At 56.3% G+C, this 19,550-nt stretch carries 20 protein-coding genes; 1 reads left to right on the top strand and 19 read right to left on the bottom strand.

Annotated features, from left to right (window positions below; all coding sequences use genetic code 11):
- Positions 1-444: 444 nt before the first annotated feature.
- The 17 genes from ACXJJY_RS12415 to ACXJJY_RS12335 form a co-directional block, all read right to left on the bottom strand.
- A complete protein-coding gene (locus ACXJJY_RS12415; protein ID WP_456388309.1) occupies positions 445-1,596 on the bottom strand; it encodes a putative CRISPR-associated protein in 1,152 nt (383 codons plus the stop codon).
- Positions 1,545-3,320 (bottom strand): type III-A CRISPR-associated RAMP protein Csm5, encoded by a 1,776-nt coding sequence (gene csm5 / locus ACXJJY_RS12410; RefSeq protein WP_456388307.1) that lies wholly within the window; start codon positions 3,318-3,320, stop codon positions 1,545-1,547. Before csm5 ends, ACXJJY_RS12415 begins: the two co-directional genes overlap by 52 nt.
- The gene (gene csm4, locus ACXJJY_RS12405; protein WP_456388305.1) at positions 3,317-4,348 is read right to left on the bottom strand and encodes a type III-A CRISPR-associated RAMP protein Csm4; all 1,032 of its coding nucleotides are present in this window, start codon (positions 4,346-4,348) and stop codon (positions 3,317-3,319) included. Before csm4 ends, csm5 begins: the two co-directional genes overlap by 4 nt.
- A gap of 11 nt (positions 4,349-4,359) precedes the next feature.
- Positions 4,360-5,061 (bottom strand): type III-A CRISPR-associated RAMP protein Csm3, encoded by a 702-nt coding sequence (csm3, locus tag ACXJJY_RS12400; RefSeq protein ID WP_456388303.1) that lies wholly within the window; start codon positions 5,059-5,061, stop codon positions 4,360-4,362.
- Between the two features lie 17 nt (positions 5,062-5,078).
- Positions 5,079-5,489 (bottom strand): type III-A CRISPR-associated protein Csm2, encoded by a 411-nt coding sequence (csm2, locus tag ACXJJY_RS12395; protein ID WP_456388301.1) that lies wholly within the window; start codon positions 5,487-5,489, stop codon positions 5,079-5,081.
- A gap of 15 nt (positions 5,490-5,504) precedes the next feature.
- Entirely contained in the window at positions 5,505-8,078 is a 2,574-nt protein-coding gene (gene cas10 / locus ACXJJY_RS12390; protein ID WP_456388299.1) for a type III-A CRISPR-associated protein Cas10/Csm1, read from the bottom strand.
- Positions 8,079-8,416: 338 nt separating this feature from the next.
- A complete protein-coding gene (locus ACXJJY_RS12385; RefSeq protein ID WP_456388297.1) occupies positions 8,417-8,599 on the bottom strand; it encodes a hypothetical protein in 183 nt (60 codons plus the stop codon).
- A 27-nt stretch (positions 8,600-8,626) separates the two neighbouring features.
- The gene (locus ACXJJY_RS12380; RefSeq protein ID WP_456388295.1) at positions 8,627-9,229 is read right to left on the bottom strand and encodes a phosphoesterase; all 603 of its coding nucleotides are present in this window, start codon (positions 9,227-9,229) and stop codon (positions 8,627-8,629) included.
- Positions 9,229-11,208, bottom strand: a complete 1,980-nt coding sequence (locus ACXJJY_RS12375) for an adenosine deaminase family protein (RefSeq protein WP_456388293.1) — start codon at positions 11,206-11,208, stop codon at positions 9,229-9,231. Before ACXJJY_RS12375 ends, ACXJJY_RS12380 begins: the two co-directional genes overlap by 1 nt.
- On the bottom strand, positions 11,201-12,175 hold the full coding sequence (gene cas6, locus ACXJJY_RS12370; RefSeq protein ID WP_456388291.1) for a CRISPR system precrRNA processing endoribonuclease RAMP protein Cas6: 975 nt from the start codon (positions 12,173-12,175) through the stop codon (positions 11,201-11,203). Before cas6 ends, ACXJJY_RS12375 begins: the two co-directional genes overlap by 8 nt.
- 4 nt (positions 12,176-12,179) lie before the next feature.
- Entirely contained in the window at positions 12,180-13,367 is a 1,188-nt protein-coding gene (locus tag ACXJJY_RS12365; protein ID WP_456388289.1) for an ATP-binding protein, read from the bottom strand.
- 172 nt (positions 13,368-13,539) lie between these two features.
- Positions 13,540-14,841, bottom strand: coding sequence for a TIGR02221 family CRISPR-associated protein (gene csx2 / locus ACXJJY_RS12360; RefSeq protein WP_456388287.1), 1,302 nt, complete (start codon positions 14,839-14,841; stop codon positions 13,540-13,542).
- Positions 14,842-14,851: 10 nt separating this feature from the next.
- On the bottom strand, positions 14,852-15,241 hold the full coding sequence (gene csx20 / locus ACXJJY_RS12355) for a CRISPR-associated protein Csx20 (protein WP_456388285.1): 390 nt from the start codon (positions 15,239-15,241) through the stop codon (positions 14,852-14,854).
- Between the two features lie 169 nt (positions 15,242-15,410).
- A complete protein-coding gene (locus ACXJJY_RS12350) occupies positions 15,411-17,510 on the bottom strand; it encodes a tetratricopeptide repeat protein (RefSeq protein ID WP_456388283.1) in 2,100 nt (699 codons plus the stop codon).
- Entirely contained in the window at positions 17,491-17,616 is a 126-nt protein-coding gene (locus ACXJJY_RS12345; protein ID WP_456388281.1) for a hypothetical protein, read from the bottom strand. The genes ACXJJY_RS12350 and ACXJJY_RS12345 overlap by 20 nt, the downstream gene beginning before the upstream one ends.
- Positions 17,613-17,891 carry an addiction module antidote protein gene (locus tag ACXJJY_RS12340; protein ID WP_456388279.1) on the bottom strand — a complete coding sequence of 93 codons (279 nt, stop codon included), beginning with the start codon at positions 17,889-17,891 and terminating at the stop codon, positions 17,613-17,615. Before ACXJJY_RS12340 ends, ACXJJY_RS12345 begins: the two co-directional genes overlap by 4 nt.
- Positions 17,892-17,894: 3 nt before the next feature.
- Positions 17,895-18,200, bottom strand: coding sequence for a type II toxin-antitoxin system RelE/ParE family toxin (locus tag ACXJJY_RS12335; protein WP_456388277.1), 306 nt, complete (start codon positions 18,198-18,200; stop codon positions 17,895-17,897).
- 197 nt (positions 18,201-18,397) lie between these two features.
- Here ACXJJY_RS12335 and ACXJJY_RS12330 point away from each other — a divergent pair, with 197 nt between their 5' ends.
- Positions 18,398-18,538 carry a hypothetical protein gene (locus ACXJJY_RS12330; protein WP_456388275.1) on the top strand — a complete coding sequence of 47 codons (141 nt, stop codon included), beginning with the start codon at positions 18,398-18,400 and terminating at the stop codon, positions 18,536-18,538.
- 78 nt (positions 18,539-18,616) lie between these two features.
- On the opposite strand, the gene ACXJJY_RS12325 is transcribed toward ACXJJY_RS12330, so the two are convergent.
- Complete coding sequence (locus ACXJJY_RS12325) at positions 18,617-18,859, bottom strand: hypothetical protein (RefSeq protein ID WP_456388273.1); 243 nt, start codon at positions 18,857-18,859, stop codon at positions 18,617-18,619.
- 259 nt (positions 18,860-19,118) lie between these two features.
- Positions 19,119-19,550: hypothetical protein (locus ACXJJY_RS12320; RefSeq protein ID WP_456388271.1), on the bottom strand; the 432-nt coding region annotated here is incomplete at its 5' end.

Raw genomic sequence — 19,550 nt, 5'->3', positions numbered from 1 at the left:
AATCGGGGCATTGTTTGGAACGTATCTCCACGAGCTGAAGAGTTCAGAGAATGGTAGTCGTAATCCCCTCTAATCGGGGCATTGTTTGGAACGAAGACCACAGTAGCACTTCTCCAGAAGGTTGTTGAGTCGTAATCCCCTCTAATCGGGGCATTGTTTGGAACCCTTACCCTAAAATCAGGTGTAGTTGCGAACGGTTACAGACAGTGATTCGCGCATGTCCATCAAAATTGGGTTCCCGGTGTACAGCAAGCTGAATCAAGGTACCCGCAAAGCGCACAACTACATGAAAACACTCATAAAAACAAAACTCGCGCATCTCTACTTCCACCGCATGGCGCAACCTACTGTATTTACGAAAAAATATGTCTTTCCCACCTTCCAGGGAGTCTTGGAGGCCGAGATACGCGAACCGTCAACAACCACGTCTCCTGTATCATTCTTTTACAGATGTTCCGCCAAACAGTCAAGGATGAAAACCGCATCCTCAAAATGGCCAAACAGCCTGTGGGCCGCCTTGTCTGCCCAGGCATCCATTTCATGGGTTGACGGCGGGCATGGCCCGCCCCGGAGCGGCTTGAAGTCAAGAGAAGCCGGGCTGGCTTCGGTCCGGCCTCCGTTTTCGAGATGGGCTGCAAGCTGGTCAATCCTGCGGTTGAGAATTCTTTTCCGGTCAGCAGGCTGGCTGGCCACGCTCTTCAGAAAAGCAGGTCCGTAGCAGAGACGTTCGGACGGGGATGGATAGATCTCGCGACCATATATATCATCCCGGGTCTGGTTCCAGACCAGCTCACCCCACGCGGACAGCGCATACTCTCCATCCATTTCCAGGTACATGGTCTCGGCCAGACCATGTTCCGGCCTGGCCGCCAGGTTGCCGGCGGCCCGACGGAAGAAGATGAGATGCTCGAGAACCATAGGTTCCGCGTCCATCCGCACCGGCAGCCTGGGGATACGGAGCAGGCCTCCGGCCTCGAAGATATAGACTGCCTCATGGGCATAAAACGACGACAGCGTCAGGAGAAACCCCTGTACGCTCTTGAACCCCCCGGTCAGGTTGAAGACAACGTGGTGGCTGGGCAGGTAGCCGGCCACTGTCTCAGCGCACCAGGCCGTCAGATCGGACAGCGCCCACTGGAAGGAGGCCATGTCCGCGGTCTGCAGGTCTTTCTGACCCCTGATGTCCACGGTGGCTCCCTGCCCCTGCAACCAATCCCTGACGATTTCCGCCGTGACCCGACCAAGGAAGGTATCCGTACACAGCAACTGATGAAACACGCTGCCAGGAGGACGAGATCCCTTGAGCAGGCTGAGGATCCCATTCAGTTCGGCGCTCAGGTGCTTTGCCTCTGCCGGTCCTGCTCCCGCCAGGGCAGACCCGGCTCGCCGGATCACCTGTTCCAGGATCTCAAGATCGGCTGGTGGTATATCCTCCCGCCTTGGGCAGTTACTGTTGCGGATAACAGCCGCACGTTCCCCCTCACCCGCCACATTGGTCAGGAGGCTGGTGCCGCAGGGCGTGAGGATATAACAGGGGCGTTTCTCTATTCCTGTTTCTTCCGCAGCCCATGCAGATGGCTCCTTAACAGTTTCCATGCTTTCTGCTTGTCTTTCTTTGCTTTTTTATTGGTACACCCCCATTCCCTGAACTTCTGTTCAAGGATCTCGGCCGCAGGCAGGGAAAGCTCCTCGATTATCAGACCGGACAAACGGAAATCACCCCATGACCGGAGGTCTGCCATGCTGTCGATGACTGCCTGCTCAGCCGGAGGAACTTTCCTGATATCCGGGTGAGACTCATCAAGAATCTCGACGAGCCGTTCAACTTTTTTCCATTGACTCTCAGAGCATTGTTTTTTCCGCCAGAGTTTTTCCTGGCTGCTCCACGATGCATAAAAAGCACGGGCCACTTCCTTCTGCTCCCTGGCTTCCAGGCTGTCGAGCTTCGGCCAGACATCCCGCAGGGCGTCTTTTTCCGGGACCTGGGCTCGGGCGATGTCACTGCCCTGGACAATGGCAACATACTGTTCAACCTCGCTCATTTGCTGCCATTGCCGCTCTTCTTCCTTTCTGGCGGCTTCTGCTTCGGCAGCCAGTTTTTCCTGGAGCAGCCGGTTTTCTTCCGCCTCCCGCGCCTTTTGCCGTTGGATTTCCCGAAGTTTCTCCTGCTCTTTCCGCTCCCGGACAAGCAGTTCATTTCGCTGGGACTGCATCTGCTGCCGCTGTCTGTACAGATCCTGCTGCTCCGCTTCACCAAGCGGAAGAAACCGTACCCAGCCCATGGCGGAAAGGCCGGCAGGATTGCGCGGATTTCTACTGTCCGAGGCCAACCACATTGTGGTGGCACCGCCGTCAGGATCTGAAAATCTCGCTCTTTTACCCGGTGGGCTGATCTTGATACGCCTGTGTCCATTCACGGTCATACACTCGGCCCCTGAGTGTTTACCCAGGCGCAACGGGATTGCCTGCTCAGGAGCAAAACCGGCCGGGGTAGCATTGATTTTCCCCAGTTCCATGTCTTCCCGTCTTTTTTCATCGCCATAAAATTTCCGAAGAGCATCTATTATTTCTTTTGGAGAGAGCGCTTTTTCTCTGCTTATGGCGGAGGTGCCGGGCATTATAGTAATACTCCCCCAGAAACTGCTTCCCGGCTCAATCATCTCCTGCATCTGGTGCAACTTTTTCTCCCCGGTTTTTTTGGAAAAGCTGACCGCATACTTGATCGTCCTTCTCACCTCGCCCACGGGCACAAAATCCGAGACCTTGAGCAGGCTGAACGGATCATGGTCAAAGGAACCGCCAAGAAGGTGCTCCTGCAGTTTCCTATTCCCGTTGTTGCCCGTGAAACGGGGGAATTTCCTTCCCTTGTTTCTGAAATTCAAGACAGCGGTACGAATCGCCCCTTTGATGGCAGACCCGGGTATAACAGGCTCGTTATCGAGAGGGTTGAAGGCCGTGCGGTGAATCGCAAAATCAGTGACTTCTTTTTGAAATCTATTTTCCGGTTTTTCAAGCACTTCCTTGTAATGCTTGTAAAACCCGTTGGAAATGGCGACTCGCCTGCCGGTTGCCAGCCTCTGGTGCAACCGCATAAACTTATATACCTGCTGAACGGATGCTACCGTACCCAGCCGACAGATAGCAGAGTATTTTTCGAGTTCATCACTGCTGAGCCGGGCCAGAAAATCGGAGGGCGCAAAACTGACCAGTTCTCGTTTGTCCTCATCGACCACAAACCCCACAGGTTCATACACTTCCCCACAGCCTACATGCAGGGGCGCGGCCAAGGTTATCTGAAAATAAACGGTTTCCGCTTTCATGATGCACTCCTTGGGTATGGGAGATACAGGCTGTACCCCTGGGCAACCGTTTTTTCTTCTGCCAGGGAAATTCCTGAGATGGCTGTTCCTATATAAGGTGTGGCGGGCAACCTGTCGTCATCCGGAATGAAAACAGCGCCCTCGTCTGCCATGACAACAGGATTTTTAAAGGGGTTCCTGCTCAGGACCAACAGATCTCCATGTTTGCCAAAACGGGTAAAGGGCAAGGCGAACTGCTCGCGGAATCTGCCCTGCTCAGGGACACAAGGGGCCAGGGTGAAACACCCATCACCCTTTTTCAGCAGCGGCCAGTCGATTTCCCCGACGTTACCCAGGCTGAAACGCCCAAGCCCGGTGGAGGCATCCCGGCCAAAACCGAAACAACCAATGGCCTCCAGGCCGCGGCATAGACGATCCTGATCCAGGGCATCCTCGTCAATGGCGGCAAAAACAACCAGCTCTAAGCCGGGCAGGTAATGGAAATTCTCCATGGTAAACGGATCAAACCCCTTACCGGTGGTCATGGTACGGCGGTCTATGGAGTTATGCGCGCGGTTGACGAATATAATCGGTTTCTGCTGACTTTCCGGTACATACTGCAACAGGCGTCTTTCCTCACCTGAAAGTGTTGCCAGGTATCGTTCAAACACTTCCAGGTCTGTTACCGGCGAACAACCACGAACATCCGGCAAACTGTTTTCCTCAACCAGCAGCCATTTCCGGGATTTTTCCAGTTTACTGGCTTCTGCACGTTGTTTTCTGGACATGCTTTGCGGAAAATCCATCGGCATGGACGGCCTGGGCAGGCAGAACAAAGCCGTGCCGGACGTATCCACTATTTTCGGGAAGGCCGAGGAAAAAACCGCAAACGGTCTTTCCGTGTAAAGGCGAATCCAATGATCAAATCCATGATCGAGCAGATCGTCCTGAAGCACTGCCTGCCAACAGAACTGTCCAAACAGGGTATCTCCCTTGAGCGGGGTGCCGAATGGCGACTCCGGCTTTATGGTTACCATATATATTTTCATCTTTTCCTGCCTCAGGCAAAGGAGATTGCATCAAACTGCCGCTGTATCGAATCGTCATCAAATGCAAAGGCAACCCGGCCATAGCCCCTGGAGCCGCTGCCACCAAGGGCATCCAGCTCCAGCATCTTCAAACCTTCAAGCAGCAACCCGGTATAGTCTTTGTCCTCGTCGCCTTCCATTTCCTTGATGGAGATCGAAAAAGAAAAGGCCACACCGGCCACCACCCGTTCGGTCTGGCGGAGACTGCCGACCTGGGCTGTGCCGGAGATCCGGTCGATGGCGGTCTCGGCCTTTATTTCCGTCAGGGCAACATCCCGAGCCTTTTCCATCCAGTCCGGCGTAAGGCTGCAGTCGGCAAAAGAGACCCTGGCCGGACCAAGTTCCCGTGCATCTTCGCCATCCGCCCCACTGGTACCGAACAGGGAACAGATTTTCCTGGCCTCCTCGAGCTGCTGGCCCTGGAATTTTTTCAGATGGGCAAACCGCAGGGGCTTGCCTCCTGTTTCGGCCATGCAGCCGGAGCGCATTTCCAGCAGGGAGCGAACCTTGCCCTTGAGTGATGAACCGGGTATATATGGCAGCCTGGTGTGGGGGTGGCTGACCACGGAGTTATCGGTACCGCCAATGTGCATTTCCGTGTCTCCGGCGCCGATATGCAGGCCACTGAGAAGTGTAATCCGGCCAGTGATCTGTCTGATTGCTTTCAATTTCATCGAACTCTCCTCTTTTCTTATTTCTTGCGGTAGGACTTGTAAAAGCCGATAAAGGTCTCAAAAAAGCTGGTAAAGGTCTGCAGATCATCCTTGTCCTTTACCTGGTCCCGAATGGTGTCGCCAAACAGGCTGACAAAAGAATCCGTGACCAGATCCCTGCCCTTGGCGTATGCGACCTTGGCAACCATCATGTGGACCTGGGGCATGATCAACTCCCAGGGTTCAACATCGTCCTGCGCCTTGATGTTCAACCGGGTTATTTCGTCGAAAAAACGACGCAACTGGCTGCTTGAGTTCTTTTTTTCCCTGCCTCTGTGATCAAGTCCTTCCTGATGAATTCTTTTCGCCAGCTCATCTGCGGTCCTGGAAAAGAGATAGGGGTCGACCAGTCTATTTTGCTTGTCTTTCCAAAGTGTTATGGTAGCCATTCCTTCTCTCCTGTTTTATCGTTGTTCATAAAGTTGGCTCCAGAGCGCTATCTTCAACGCCGAACCATATTCTTCCAGCCAGTTTTTCACGATGACAACCTCCCGCATGGCCGCATCTCTGTCCACGCCCTTTTTTCTGATATTTCTCTCCAGGCTGTACCTGAGAAGCGCCGGCCACTTCAAACATTCCATGTCACGCATGTGTACGGGCTGGCCGCCGCCGGTTACCCGCCTGGCCTTGCCGGCCATATCAATGAAGGCATTGAAACGATACAGCATGACCTTTGAGATAAGACCACGATCCACCCAGTCGGCCATGGCCTGCTGTTGCTCGCGCAGGGTTGCAAACTTATCCCAGGTCACGCTTTCCCCGAACATGGAAATCCGGTTACGACCGTTTCCCTTGGCCTGTTTCAACGCTTCCTCTGCCGTGTCGGCAAGTTTGTCCACCGGTTCATGGGTCTTGTGCAGGGTGATCCCTGCGGAAAAAGTCAAACCGCTGTCCTGGTCATTGCCGCTGACATACCGGCCCCATTCCTTTCTGAGCCTTCGGGCCAGAGAGGCCATGGTATTCCATGGGCCGATGAGAAACAGATCATCACCACCTGCGAACACGGTGTATACTGTGTTGTATTCCTCCGTTGAGCGTAAGAGATGGGGAAGATATAATGTAAAGAACTGGTCCAGCCGCCGGGAAAGAGTCGCCATGCGCGATATGGTAAAACGTCCTCTTGTCATACCGCAGGACATGAACATGCCGAGATGATCAACATCGGCCTTCAGGACGCCAAGTGCCGCTGTCCCCTGACCATCTCTTTTTGCCAGGGCGGCAATGGCATTGAAGGTCAGCGGCACTCGGTCTGCGACCAGTCTGGCGGGATCCTCCGTATTCTCCTCTTTTTCCAGTGCATCCAGCACAGCCTTGTTTTTCAGCACCTGTTCCGTGTAGACCGGGACATACCCGTTCAACAGACGCGTGGTTCCTGCCCCTGGCAGAGAACCGTCATGCTGTACATTAAGCTGGCAAAATTTTATAAGCGACTTGTCTTCCGGCACGGCCCTGCCTTCCATGAAGCGAACCTGGTAGCGGCCAAAAAATGGCTCCTGCAACAGCTCACTTTCCTGCGCCTGCACATTGCCGTCAAAGACGGCCAGTGTTTTCCCCTTCACGAGGTTGGCGCCAAGCATAATGTGGTCACGGCAGACGGTACAGGCACTGCCTTTCCGGTCTATCCATGGATCCTTTTCAGCTTTTTCTCCGGAAGGCCGTTTGCCACAGAAAGGACAAAGCGGCTTTTCAAGATCAGTGTTAAAGCCGCTGAGAAACGTGTCCACGACGCCATAGCTTTCAAGCGGCATTCGCTGATACTTCTTGCGTACCATTGCCTGTAAATGTTGATCCCACAACACGGAGAAACCACCCTGGCAAAATCCGGTCGCGGCTGTTGGCGTGGTTGTCACACCAAGGCTTGCCTGTCCGTAAGAAATCTTGAACAGCCATTCGTTCAATTTCCCTGTGGTTTCAACAATGACTTCTTGTGCATTATCCGTATTGGCGGCAAGCAGGTGAAATTTTCCCGCAGCATTGAGAAATACTGCCGTAAATGGAAGGTTCAGTGCCCGGCACAAGGATTCTGCGGCCAGTTCACTGAACATGGAAACCGCAAACGACCGGCCCCGAAGCAGTTTGGCCCGCAACCGTTGCTGCTCGCCCCCGGAGGAGAAGATAAAGTCCTGGATACCGTAAAAATCCCCGGAGACCAGGAGGAATTTCTCCGGCCGGAGATCCCGGATGGCCTTTGGCTCCAGAGTATCGGTTGCCTTGTGGTACACATACAGGGGGACCGCCAATGCCGCTGTTGTTCGGCAATGATCATAAAGAGAGACATCCGGAACCACCCCGCCGACCCTTGCCGCCGGAATATGAGAGATAAAACGGGAGAGCAGACTGTCAAAGTGCTGGACCCATATTTCCGGCCGTGTCCTGTGCGGCAGCACCTCAAGTTCTTCTGTGAATTCATTAAATAATTTTTGATATTCCTTAACGGCTTCTCCTTTGGGGATATTTTTTTTAGGAGCGGGAAATATGGAGGTCGCCGAAAGAGATTCAAGAGGATACGCGCTGGTGTAGCTGTCTGACTGGCCAAACATCTGTTGTCGCGGGTCACCGTCAAGAGCCAGCGCCTCGAGGACGGAAAGCAGCCTGGTGGAACGAAACTGCGTAAAAGGGATATTCGTCTGGTCGGAAAAGTTGGCCCGATCAAGACCGGCGCTCAGGCAGTCTGCCTGGGAGATACATTCCTGCATTGCCGTTTCCGGCTTGTGGTGCCCGGCAGCCAGGTTTATAAAACTGTCGCCCTCTCCCCAGCCAAATTCATTGAGGCAGGCAGGGAGTTTTTCGGCAAACTGCTCAATAAACGCCGCAGTGTACAGGACATGGACATGCGTATGGCGATTGTTGTAGAAGGGCTGATATTGGGCGGCATTGTCAGTGGCATATTGAGGCGGGATCTCCATGGTTTCCTGGGCAAATTTGCCGATGTCGTGCATGAGCGCCGCCAATGCAATTTTCAAAACCGTCTGTTCCATAAGGGACCTCTCTGCTCTCACCACCTTTCAGTAGTGGCGATCATCTTTGTTTGTCATTCCGCTTCCTGGCGGGACTTACCCCGAAACATCGGAGTACTGATTTCACATTCCATCTCCTGTCGTTCCCACCTGTAGGTATCGGGCGCTGTCGAGTTCCATGGTTTTCTCCGTCGTTTTTTCTGTCGTATTGCCGTTGTTCATGTCTGCGCCCCATTCAGGCCTTACTCCATTTTACGGTCACAACCGGATTTTTTTCAAAAAAATGTTTTCCCGCTGAAGAAAAACTACGCTCTGGCGGCGTGGGTCAACCGGCCGGGAGCTTTGGAAATCTACACAGCTCAAATATCGAAGCCGGCCTCCCGCAGCCGTTGCATCAGGCTGTATTTCCGCTGGTGCTCCCGGACCAGTTCGGCAAACCTGTTGCCGAACTCCTCCAATCCGCCCGATTCCCCGGCCAGGGCACGGAGGTCCCGGAGAAGGCCGACGGCCTCGTCGTAGTCCCGGGGCCGTCTGGTTGCCACCAGGGTGTGGACAAACGGCCCTGTTTTTCACCGCGTGGCCAGTTCCAGGGCCAGCCGGGACCAGGGCTCGAACTGATCCTCCCTGGCCCTGATGTCTCCGGCACGCAGCCATCCCAGCCCCTGGAGATCCTCGCCGCCGGGCCGCAACCGCACCTGGCCTTCATTTTGTACCCGGCAGAGATGGACAGCACCCAGGTGTACCCTGCCTACGGAATCGGAATCATCGTTGATCCAACCGATGAAGCGGGAATGGATCGTGCCCTGGCAGATAAGCTCCTCGTCGCGTTCCCGCAGGAGTCCCTGTTCATAGTCGTCTTTTTCCATGCTGCCATGGCCTGCGTCCGCGTGGTTCAGGTGCCCCCCGATCCCCAGGGAACAACACCCGGACAACCGTTGCTCGCCCACACCCCCGCCCCTGCGAAAGGCAAAAAAGCGCTCGCCACAGCGGAAAACCTGGTAGGGGATAATCTGCTTGTAGGCAGAGTTCTGTTCTGCCACATCCCGGGCGAGGAAATGGTGCGGCAGGGAGAGTACCGTTTCCAGAGGCGGTTCTGCCGCTACGCCGGCAGGCAGCGGACCGGAAAAAACCCTTTCAAGGTCTGTTCTGGCGATACAGAAAACCTGTTCCATCAATTCCGGGTCTCCCTGAAATAATCGTTGAGGATAATGTCGAATACCTGGGCATCCACCTCCTTCAGGAGCCGGTCTTTTTCGTCTTTGGGCAGAAAGACTGCCCGAAAACCGTTGCGGATCAATTTAAGTATCTGCCAGCGTGACAAGCCGTTTTTGCTGAGGTTTGCCGCAACCAGGTACTCCCGGGACAGATTGGTGGAGGAGATTCCCGGGTTGTCCGTATTGACAGTGACCGTGATGCCATGTTCCAGGTATTTTTCGAGCGGATAAGGATCGCCCTGTCCCGCCTGGTTCCTGACCCGGAAGCTGTTGGTCTGTATGTTGGAGGAAGGGCACATCTCGATAGCGGTGCCGTAATCGCGCACCCAGTTCATCATCTTCCTGTTGTTGATCAACTTGAGACCATGACCGATCCGCTTGGCGTGCAGAAGATAGAGGGCCTGCCAGATCCTGTCGTCGTCCTCCATTTCACCGGCATGGATGGTGATATTGACGAAATGGTGATGGAGCGGCATGAACAGATCCCGGAATTGGACAGGGTCGTGGTCTTTTTCCTGCCCGGCAAGGTCAAACCCGACCACTCGGGGCGTCTTGCCGCCATTTTTTTCCTGGTGTGAAGAAAAACAGACCGCTGCGCTCACGTGACTGACCATGGCGGCCCTGGACTTGTGCCGGGTGGCCATGAGGAGCAGGTTGACGGTGAAATCTTTGTGGCGCTGCATGAAGTTGCGGCCTTCATCAATGAGAATATTCAATACGTCCCTTATCTCCAGGTCGCGGTGGCAGTAGTTGGCCGGCGAACAGCGGACTTCGAGGTACCGGACTCCGTTTTCCCGGGAAACGTGCAGCAGCCAGTGCATGGCCCGGCGCAGACAATCTTCTGACTGCAGCAGGACCGAGCCGCCCAGGTCGCCGCATTTCATGTACCACTCCAGCTCCCTGTTGCGGCAGTCCCTGATGTTCCTGCCATCATAAGAGAGATCCTGTATCTGAGTTTCATCGAGGCAGGAGACAAGAGCCGGAACACCCTCGTTGCGGGACAGTGGCGAAAGCAGCAGCTCCAGATTGTCCAGGCAGTGCACCACATCCGGCTTCAGGTCCCGCAGAATTTCTGCGTTCAGCTCCGCAAGGGGGTGGCCTGAATTTTTTTCCACCACTTCCTGCAGCCTTGCAATGTCGAGGTTGGACTCCTGGACCATCGACCGGGCCAGTTCCCTGAGCAGGGCAGGATCAAAGGCGCCGCCGAGGTGACAGTGCAGGTCGGCCTTGGGCAGCCGGGTGAGCCAGGCCAGTTCCATGTCATATTTTTCCGGATCCACGCCTATCCGCTCCTCCTGGAGTTTTTTCTGCACGCTTTGCGGAAGAATCGAGAGAGACCGGAAGTTGTCTCCAATGCCGTCCCGCAGGGGTATGGCGTCGCGGCGTTCCCGGTAAAACTGCCGGGCCGGAATCCACAATACATTGAAGGTGAGAGTCTGTGGCCTTCTGTCCTGATCTCTGTCTGTCCGCCCGGAGTCGGTAATGGCCAGGTAGCCCTCGCAGCCGTGCAGCAGGCCGGCCTCGATCAGCCGGTTGGTTATGGTTTTCCGTCCGCCGGAGGAAATGATGAGCCGATGGGTGCCACTGGCCAGTTTTCCGATCAGGTCATAGACCGCTTCTTTCATCTCCTTTTCGTCGTTGGCCGTTTCAATGTCCTCGCATTGCAGGAACAACGGCTCGACGACAACCCCGGGATAGTCGGCAAGAACCTTGAGCTTCAGTTCCTCCAGTTTTTCTTCACTGCCGGCTGTACAGATCAGGTGCAGTTCGGTGATGCCGGAGCCGGAAAACGCCCGGCGGACCTTTTCGGCTTCCTCGGTATAGGGAAAGCGGGCACCGCCATTGAAAAAATCCAGGTATTCGAGGATCAGCTCCACATTGCCCAGGGCCGCGACAAGGACTACGTTCTCCGAGCCAGATTGTTGGCTGTCATTCATTGTCGGGTATCTTCTGTTCGATTTTGTTTTTGCTGCCAAGGGTAAGCCTGAATTTTCCCAGGCCGAACATGGTCTGCTTGCCAATGTTGACCTGTTGGGCATAGCGAAGAATCGGGAGATAATCCCGGAGTTCTCCCCGATAGGTGATCGAGCCGGCCAGGCCGCTTAACGAGGTGTTCTGCCGCTGACGGCTGGACCAGCGGAGCAGCTTCTGCCAATGGATATCCTCTGCCGCTGTCTGCACCTGTTTGGCCCTGTTGACCAGGCCATGGTAGTCGAGAAGGGGCTCGCCCCCGCCATAGGCGTTTTCAAGCGCTGCAATTCTCCGCAGGCAGGCCCGGACCAGGATATGAAAGGGCAGCGTGTGGTTGAGCCGGTTGCTCTGTTTCAGGCGAAGTGGGGTGGCAAGGTCAACCTGTATCCATGATACAGGGGCATCGTCAGGGTTTGCAAGCCGGAGGCGGTTGATCTTTTCCGGCTGGCACAGCACCTCGTTTTCCGCCGAATAAATGCTCTGCCCTCTGGCGGCAACCTGCTGCAGCACAAACCTGCCCATGCCATGCCTGCGGCCGGAACCGATGCCGGATTTCCCCATGAGCTGAACCGCGTAGACAACCTGCGGCAGCAGGTCGTTGGCCCGGTCCAGGAGAAGCAGGGAAAATGCGAGCGTGTCGCCGACGTTCTTTTCTCCGGCCACAACCTCTCCCGGCTGCAGGACAAAGGGATGCGGCCGGGCATTGACCCTGTGCCCTTCCCTGCTGCGACAGGATTCGGTCTCGAAGATCCAGGCATAGGCGCACTGCTCCCGCAGCAGGCAGTCGGCGCACTGCTGCCGCCTGAGCGCACAGCTCGTCTTTTTCAGGGCCCAGCCCAGGGCGCCGCGCAGGGTGGAGCCAAGATAGCCCGGCAGCCTGGCTGCCGAGGTGAACTGGCAGTGGCAGGTATAGATCTGTGCTTTGATGGCCATGGTATCACCAGTCGGTTACCGGCCTGGAAGCAAAAAAACTTTCCAGGTCCAGACCGCCAGGACCAATGATCAGGGGGTGTGTTTCCGGATAGTGGTCACAGAATTTTGTCAAACCTTTCATGGTTGCTGATTTCCCTGATTTCACTTCGATGGCCCAGGTGGCTTTTGGCGTTTCCAGGACAAAATCCACCTCAAGATGGCGAGCACGCCAGTAATAGAGCGTAAAGGGACGCCCTGCCAGGCTGTTGAGGATATGTGCTCCCACTGCGTTTTCCACCAGCCTTCCCCACCAGGACAGGTTGGCCCTGCTCTCGGAAAACGAGTCTCCGGTCACGGCATTGACAAGGGCGTTGTTCCAGAGGATGAGTTTCGGACTGCTCCCCCTTTTTTTCTGTTTACCCCGCTTGAACAGTTCCAGGCCGCTGACCAGAAAGGCGGATTCCAGCAGTTTGAGATAATGGGCAAGCGTTGTTGTGTTGCCCGCGTCGTGGAGCTGCCCCAGCATCTTGTTGTACGACAGAACCTGCGACGGCGTGGTGCAGGCGAGCAGAAACAGGTGGCGCAGCAGAGCTGGCTTGGCGACTGTCTGCAGTTGGAGAATGTCTTTTGCCAGCACTGTTTCGATGAGGGAATCGGTTACGTAAGCACTCCAGGCTTCTTCCTCATCAATCATTTCCGCCGCTCCTGGATAGCCGCCGTAAAAAATCCATTGATCAAGGTTCCAGCCAAAGGCCTCCTTCATTTCCGGATACTGCCAGTGAGAACAGCGATACAAAAAGAAACGTCCGCTCAGGCTCTCTGTCAATCCCTGCTGCAGCAGGAGCGAAGACGACCCTAACAGCAGCACCTGCAGGCCGGCATTGTTTTTCATCTCCACATCCCATAATAACTTGACAACTTCACTCCAGCCCCTGACCTTCTGAATCTCGTCCAGAATCAGGAGAACATCATTTTTTCCTTTTTCGGATTCCGCCAGCCTGACGGCACGGTCCCAGTTGCCCTGGATCCATTCCGGACCCGGCGGGATGGGCGAGTCAGCCGAGAAGGTCAGAACCTCTCCGGGCCATTTGTCGGCAATCTGCTGCGCGGCTGTTGTTTTGCCCACTTGACGCGGCCCGATAATGATGTGGAGCAGTTTTTTCGTTCGCTGCAGGCCCTGCATGACATCGGAGACAACTCTTCTTTCAAACATGTGATTTGCCGTTTCTTTTATGTTTTTGGCAACCTGATTACCAGGCATCACTCAGCCACTGAGTAATATTACTCACTCATTACTCCTTATGCCGCAACCTCTCCCGGTTGCAGTTCTTTCCCGATCTTCGCACCCGGCGACGCCATCGTCAACGTACAAAGTACAATGACGATCATATCGACGAATTACAATGTCCGTACCGTCCACACCGTTCCAGCCTCTGCAAGACTTCCCGCAGTGTCTTGTGGAAATATTGCCCTTTTTGCTCCAGGTCGTCTTTCATGCCTGCCTTACCGAGCCAGGCGTGGTCAAAGCCGTTTCTGTACGAGGATAACTCTTTTGCTAACAACGGGTTGGTGCTAACCAAAGGCTCAAGGATTCCATCCTTCTTCAACTCCCGATAAAACGGCTCAACTCGCTGGTGCTTCTCTTCTTCCTCACCCTTGAAGTTCCATTTATTTTCGGCATACTGGAGCATATTGAAGAAGGTGGCCCCATATCTGATACGCTTCCGGCGTTCCTTCGCCTTCATGCTTCCCTGCTGCTCGAAATAGAGCATGACGAGCGAACTGAGCCACTCACGCATGACCGTGAACGCCTGCATGAGAAGGCCATGCTCGAGAAGCAGGCCGGCCAGGTTGAGCTGGAATTCGTAATACTTAAGGGAATAGCCGGTTCTGTCCGGGTTGCTGATGTCCATATCACCAAGAAAAGAAAACTTCTCCCTGACCATTTCCAGAAGCATGCTGGTGACCGGCGAGCTGGTGCTGTCGAGTTGCTCGATACATGCCATCAGCCTGGAAATATCATCCGCAACATTGTTGACATCGACGTTGATGATTCTCCTGGTCACCTGTGTGCAGGCAGTGGTGAATTCCCGGTCTGACAGCTCGACAAACTGGTGCCTGTTGGTGGTTGCGGCAGCTTCGGCCAGGCCGCGGGCATCGGCGTCACGTGTCAGCCGTGTCACTGCATCGGCCCAGATATTGATGTCGAAGAAGGAGCGCATGTCCACAAGGGGCGCCAGTTGCCGGTCTTTTTCAAAAGCCCCATAGAAAAGATGGACCAGGCGGACCTGTTTTGTTTTCTGAAGAAAATTGATGGCCGCCGAAAAGATAACCGGAATGGATCGATAGCCGTGGGTCAGGTCGACACAGAGCTCGTCACCGTCGCGAACCACAGCAAAAATCTGTTCAAACCATTGCCACTGCCCGGCATTGCTCATATCCTCGTCGAGTTCAATCAACTGTATCTCCCCACGGCATCGTCCGAGCTCCTGGCACAGGGCGTCAAAATGTCTTTCTTTCGAGGCGCTGGTCGCGACAATATAGAGAATATCAAACCGGTCCCATCCCAGAAGCATCTGTTCTGCAACCTGGACAAAACGTGTTGGCTTAGAGGGTTGACCATTCAGTTCATAGACGGTTTCCTCATATCGGCCAAGCCCCAGGAAACTCAGATATACGCGTCGCATTGTATTCTCCTTACCTGCCATAGATTCTGAACCGGACATGCCGGAAGGTGTGGGTGATGTGGACTGTGCTGTCGTCCACCTGCTGTTCGGCAGCCTCGCGCCTGGTGGTCGAATAGACCGGGGTGATGCCCCTGCCCGCCGCATGGAGGACGACCAGGAAACAGGCCCCGAAATCGCCCTGGACGAGCAGAAAGGAGCCGGCTGGCACCGCCATGTCGATCCAGGAAAAGACCGGCGCAAGAAGCGGGGCGATGGCCTCGGGTTCGGGCGGAATCGCAGCCCAGCAGCGGCGGACATCGTCCGGTGGCGAGACGATTCCCGCCACGCCGAGTTCCTGCCTGGCATCATCTGCCTGGGCAGCGGTCAGCTTGTGGTTGAAGAGAAGGAAGAGATCAGGCATTGGCATGTACCCCTATGGTATCCTGGAAAAAAATCAGCCCCATTGCCAGGAGCGCTGCAACAGTTATGATGGCGTGTCGTGATGCTCTCTTTCCTCCTACGGCCGGGAGACAGGAAGTTTCGGAATATTTTTTCAGCACCCGGAAAAATTTTCCCGGGCTTTGGTCCTGTCACCTGTAGCTGAAGGGAAAAAGTCGGCCACGCTGACAATGCACGCTCCGCAGCAGGTCGCCGCCGTCCGTCAGGCCGAGGATCGTCTGGAAATGGGGCCTGTGCAGGTCATCTGTGCGCCAGAGCCAGGCCCGGATCTCCCCGGCCTTGCGGAAATCGGCCTCCCCGGCCGATCCAACCGCATGCAGTTCCGCCAGTGGCAGAAGGGCCATGGGGCGCATGGTGGCGCCGCCCTTTTCGCAGATTGCCACTGCCTGGCGGAACAACCGCTCCGCCGCCTGGAGCTGCCCCCCGGCGGCCAGGATACGGCCGAGATTGAGGGCAATGAGCTGCCACGGGTGTGCCTCTGCCCGGACAATGGTGTCGATGATCTCCCGCAACCGGCTCCCATTACCGGTCTGCCATCCGGTATCGGCAAGGAGGCGCAGAACGAGCGTGGCCCGGAAGATCACGTCGTTGTCTGTCTCGCGCAGCAGGCGGCAGGCAGTGGCAAACCAGCATCCCGGTCCGCTGCCCTGCGCAACTCCAAGGTAGGCGGGCAGCAGGCGGGCCGCCTCCTCCGGCTTCCCGGCATCGAGCAGGCCATAGATACGGTAGTTGTACATCCGCCGGCCTTCCTGCCAGTGTTTCCTGCCAAAGGCGTCCTCGGCCCTCTTCGCAGCATCGAACAACCTGCCAAGGCAAGCAGAGCCGCAGAAACCGTAATTCTGGGCCAGGGTGCCATACATGGCGCCCAGCAGCGGGTTGGCGCGCCGGTCGATCTGCCAGCGTTTTTCTTCCACCCGCAGGGCCTCTCTGAATTCCTCCGGCGGATCGGGCCGGAACTCATACCGGTTGAACCGGCCGGTCACCATGTTGCGCGTCACCAGGTGACCTATCTCTTCCGGATCGACCCGGGGACGAAGCTGATCTGCCACGTCCGCCCAGGTGGTGCTGGCCCGGACATCACCCTGGTGGTTGGCAAGGCTGATCCGGGCCAGGCACCACCTGAAGGCGGCATAGACCGGGTCCGGCGGCGGATCGGCATGGCCTGCCGGCAGAACACGGATATCGTCGGGGCTCAGCAGGTCGGCCAGGATGGGACCCCGCAGCATATCACTGCTGCAGCGCCAGAGAGTGTCGGCAAGCAGGGGCAGGGAGCCGGGGATCTCCTCTCCGGCCTGCCGGAGCAGCTCGGCGCAGGCCGCGCTGCGCAGGAAGGCAAGGGGCAGGCGATGGAAGCCGGCCATAAGTTCACGGACACTGCAACAGGCGGCCCGGCAGAGGGCGATGCTGCCGGCGCCGACACCACCTGCATGGAGGCGCACCGCGAACCAGGCATCATCGAGGCCCTGGCAGGCAAACCATGCCGAGGGCCTGTCGGCATGGAGCCTGCCCTCGACCGGGAGGAGAAAGAGGCGGCAGTCCTGGCCCGCGGCCCGGTATTTTTCCCGCACATGGCCGACCGGACCGATGACACCCCCGTCAGCAAGGGTTCCGGTGGCATACAGGCCGCCGGGCCACTCTTTTTTCTCCTTCAGCAGCAAGGCCGCCAGGACGACAGGCAGGGCAAGGGAACCGCCGCTGACCGGTGGCGCACCATCCTGCTGCAGGAACCAGTAGCAGAAGCCGTGCTCCGGGTCAGCCTGCTCCAGGGCGCGACGGACATCCTCCCTGGTCCCGCTGTCCGGTACAGGCCTGCCAAGACACCGAACCTGTCGGCCCTGCGGCAGCCGGGCCAGCAGCATCCAGACCAGGCAGGCTTTCCTGCCCTGTACCGTAAGAATGGGCACCCGGATCCAGTGGCTGCCCAAGGCCATGTCCGGGTCCATATCCTGCAGCCGGCGGAGAATCGGATCGCGGATCTCCCGCGGGCAGGTCATTCTTTCGGTAAGGGGCGTAAGCAGCAGGCCGGCCAGCAGGTGTTTTGCCAGGAGTTCCTCCAGCCCTGCGCTGCCGGCGATCTCCGTCAGGGCATGGACGGTTTCCGGGTCCGGGATGGTGGCTGGTGGCGTAAGCAGCAACGGGGCGGCGAAATCGGGCTGCCGGCGCAGCAGCACCTCAAGCTGACCCCAGTGGCGGGTTTCGGGGCTGCAGGGACTATTCTGTGACCAGGACACGGATCACCAGTTCTCCCTGCGACGGATCAGCCAGAGCGTTTACGGAAAAAGCGGCCTGGAACACACCACTGTCCACGCCATGCTGGCCGGCAGAGCCACCTTTCATGCCACAACCAGCTTGCAGCCGAGAGCGCGAGTGATCCTGCTGATGGTACTGAACTTGGGATCACCTTCTCCGGAGAGTGATTTATAGAGGCTGGCCCTGGTGACGCCGGCACGTCTGGAGACCTCGGTCATCCCTACCGCCCTGGCCGCTGTATTCAGGGCAATGATAAACTCTTCAGGAGAACCTTCCTCGGCGGCAACCTTGAGGAACAGCTTGATGTCTTCCGGTGTTTCCAGATGCTCTGCAACGTCGAATCTTTTTGTTTTTACAGTCATGTTTCAGTCCTCCAGGTCGTTGATAAGTCGCTTTGCAAGTTCGATGTCTCTTCCCTGGCTCGACTTGTCGCCTCCGGCAAGAATAAGGATAATTGTTGTAAGATAAATCGTAAAATATACCCGGTACCCAGGCCCAAAAAACATGCGAAGCTCGACAATGCCGTCGCCGACTCGCTTGTGGTCGCCAAAAATTCCTTCTGCGGCATTGTTGATCCTGTTCAGGATCCTGGCCCAGGTCAACCGGTCTTTCTTTTTAAGCCCAGCCAGCCATTTATCGAATTGTCTCGTGCTGCGCAGTTCATATTTCATAGTCTTACTGTATCCCGCAGGATACAAAATATCAAGCCCTACACAAATCCGCAAATCCGGACACAAATCCGGGGACACCAAATCCGCAAATCCGGGGACACCATACTTATTTTATACTTATTTTCTGGAAAATAAGTATGGTGTCCCCGGATTTGGTGTGGTGTCCCCGGATTTGGTGTCCCCGGATTTGTACGAAGTTGGAACTGGCGGATCTTGAGAACAGCGATGTCGGTCTGTCGGAAATCGAGGTCCTCTTCGACGAGGTCGCAGAGGTAAACCCTATTTATGCAGCCGCAATGGAGCGGCTGTACAAGGCGGGGATCAGGTCGATCGAATAGACGAGATCGCCTGCCGCCTCATCCTACTCGGTCATCATCGGGTCTGGGATTACGGGTGGAGCCTGTTTCTGGCTGCGATCAGGAATACCGCCGATTTTTTCTGAGTCCGTGTTCATGGTCGTACAGGAACCTGTGCACATCCACGAAGCAGTTCATGGCGCAATAGCCGAGGAAACCGAAAAAGGCCGCGGCAAAAAAACAGGCCCCGCATCCATGGCTGACAGTGTCGCTGAACACGGCCCAGCAGAGCATGAGAAAGATGGCCAGGCAGACCGGCGTATCCGTGGTGAAGAACGGTTTCTTTTTTTTTCGACGGCGCATTGTTCACCTCCTGCCTGATTCTATGATTTTTCGACGCCCCTGTCAACAGTGCTGAGATCGCCATGGGTGGAGACAAGATAAAAAGCAAATCCGGGGACAAATCCGGGGACACCATACCTATTTTCCAGAAAATAGGTATGGTGTCCCCGGATTTGTCCATTTGGTGGTGTCCCCGGATTTGGTGGGGCGGCGAAATCGGGCTGGCCGGCGCAGCAGCACCTCAAGCTGACCCCAGTGGCGGGTTTCGGGGCTGCAGGGACTATTCTGTGACCAGGACACGGATCACCAGCTCTCCCTGCAACGGATCAGCCAGGCCATCGACGGAAAAAGCGGCCCAGAACACACCATTGTCCACACCATACTGGCCGGCCAGCGGCGACACCGACCAGCGGGCCGACTGCCAGCGGAAGAGCCACTCTCCCGTTGCCACCTGCTGTGGATCGCAATGGCCGCTCACCAGCATCACGCCATCTTCCTCGGCCTGCAGGGTCACCATGGCCGGCACGACCTGGACATCCCGGATCCTGCCGCGGCTGACGATGAACTTGAGAATCCACGTTTCCTCCTGTTTCCGGTCCGCCGCTGCATGGGGCAGCAGGTCGTCCGCCGGCATGGTATGTGCCAGGAGGGTCGGCATGGAACCATCGGCCACGCCGTCCGGCAGGATGAGCGGCAGTCGGCCCAGGTCCCG

The organism is Desulfolithobacter sp. (assembly GCF_054025815.1).
Note: the sequence above shows the minus strand (reverse complement) of the source record. Positions and strands in the feature narration are given on the sequence as shown.

Bases quoted from the DNA above. Each gene is read 5' to 3' on its own strand.
- csm3 (WP_456388303.1), bottom strand. From the start codon at position 5,061: ATGAAATTGAAAGCAATCAGACAGATCACTGGCCGGATTACACTTCTC.
- ACXJJY_RS12415 (WP_456388309.1), bottom strand. From the start codon at position 1,596: ATGGAAACTGTTAAGGAGCCATCTGCATGGGCTGCGGAAGAAACAGGA.
- ACXJJY_RS12375 (WP_456388293.1), bottom strand. From the start codon at position 11,208: ATGAATGACAGCCAACAATCTGGCTCGGAGAACGTAGTCCTTGTCGCG.
- csx20 (WP_456388285.1), bottom strand. From the start codon at position 15,241: ATGCCTGATCTCTTCCTTCTCTTCAACCACAAGCTGACCGCTGCCCAG.
- csx2 (WP_456388287.1), bottom strand. From the start codon at position 14,841: ATGCGACGCGTATATCTGAGTTTCCTGGGGCTTGGCCGATATGAGGAA.
- ACXJJY_RS12365 (WP_456388289.1), bottom strand. From the start codon at position 13,367: ATGTTTGAAAGAAGAGTTGTCTCCGATGTCATGCAGGGCCTGCAGCGA.
- ACXJJY_RS12325 (WP_456388273.1), bottom strand. From the start codon at position 18,859: ATGCGCCGTCGAAAAAAAAAGAAACCGTTCTTCACCACGGATACGCCG.
- csm2 (WP_456388301.1), bottom strand. From the start codon at position 5,489: ATGGCTACCATAACACTTTGGAAAGACAAGCAAAATAGACTGGTCGAC.
- cas6 (WP_456388291.1), bottom strand. From the start codon at position 12,175: ATGGCCATCAAAGCACAGATCTATACCTGCCACTGCCAGTTCACCTCG.
- ACXJJY_RS12340 (WP_456388279.1), bottom strand. From the start codon at position 17,891: ATGACTGTAAAAACAAAAAGATTCGACGTTGCAGAGCATCTGGAAACA.
- csm4 (WP_456388305.1), bottom strand. From the start codon at position 4,348: ATGAAAATATATATGGTAACCATAAAGCCGGAGTCGCCATTCGGCACC.
- ACXJJY_RS12345 (WP_456388281.1), bottom strand. From the start codon at position 17,616: ATGAAAGGTGGCTCTGCCGGCCAGCATGGCGTGGACAGTGGTGTGTTC.
- cas10 (WP_456388299.1), bottom strand. From the start codon at position 8,078: ATGGAACAGACGGTTTTGAAAATTGCATTGGCGGCGCTCATGCACGAC.
- csm5 (WP_456388307.1), bottom strand. From the start codon at position 3,320: ATGAAAGCGGAAACCGTTTATTTTCAGATAACCTTGGCCGCGCCCCTG.
- ACXJJY_RS12335 (WP_456388277.1), bottom strand. From the start codon at position 18,200: ATGAAATATGAACTGCGCAGCACGAGACAATTCGATAAATGGCTGGCT.
- ACXJJY_RS12380 (WP_456388295.1), bottom strand. From the start codon at position 9,229: ATGGAACAGGTTTTCTGTATCGCCAGAACAGACCTTGAAAGGGTTTTT.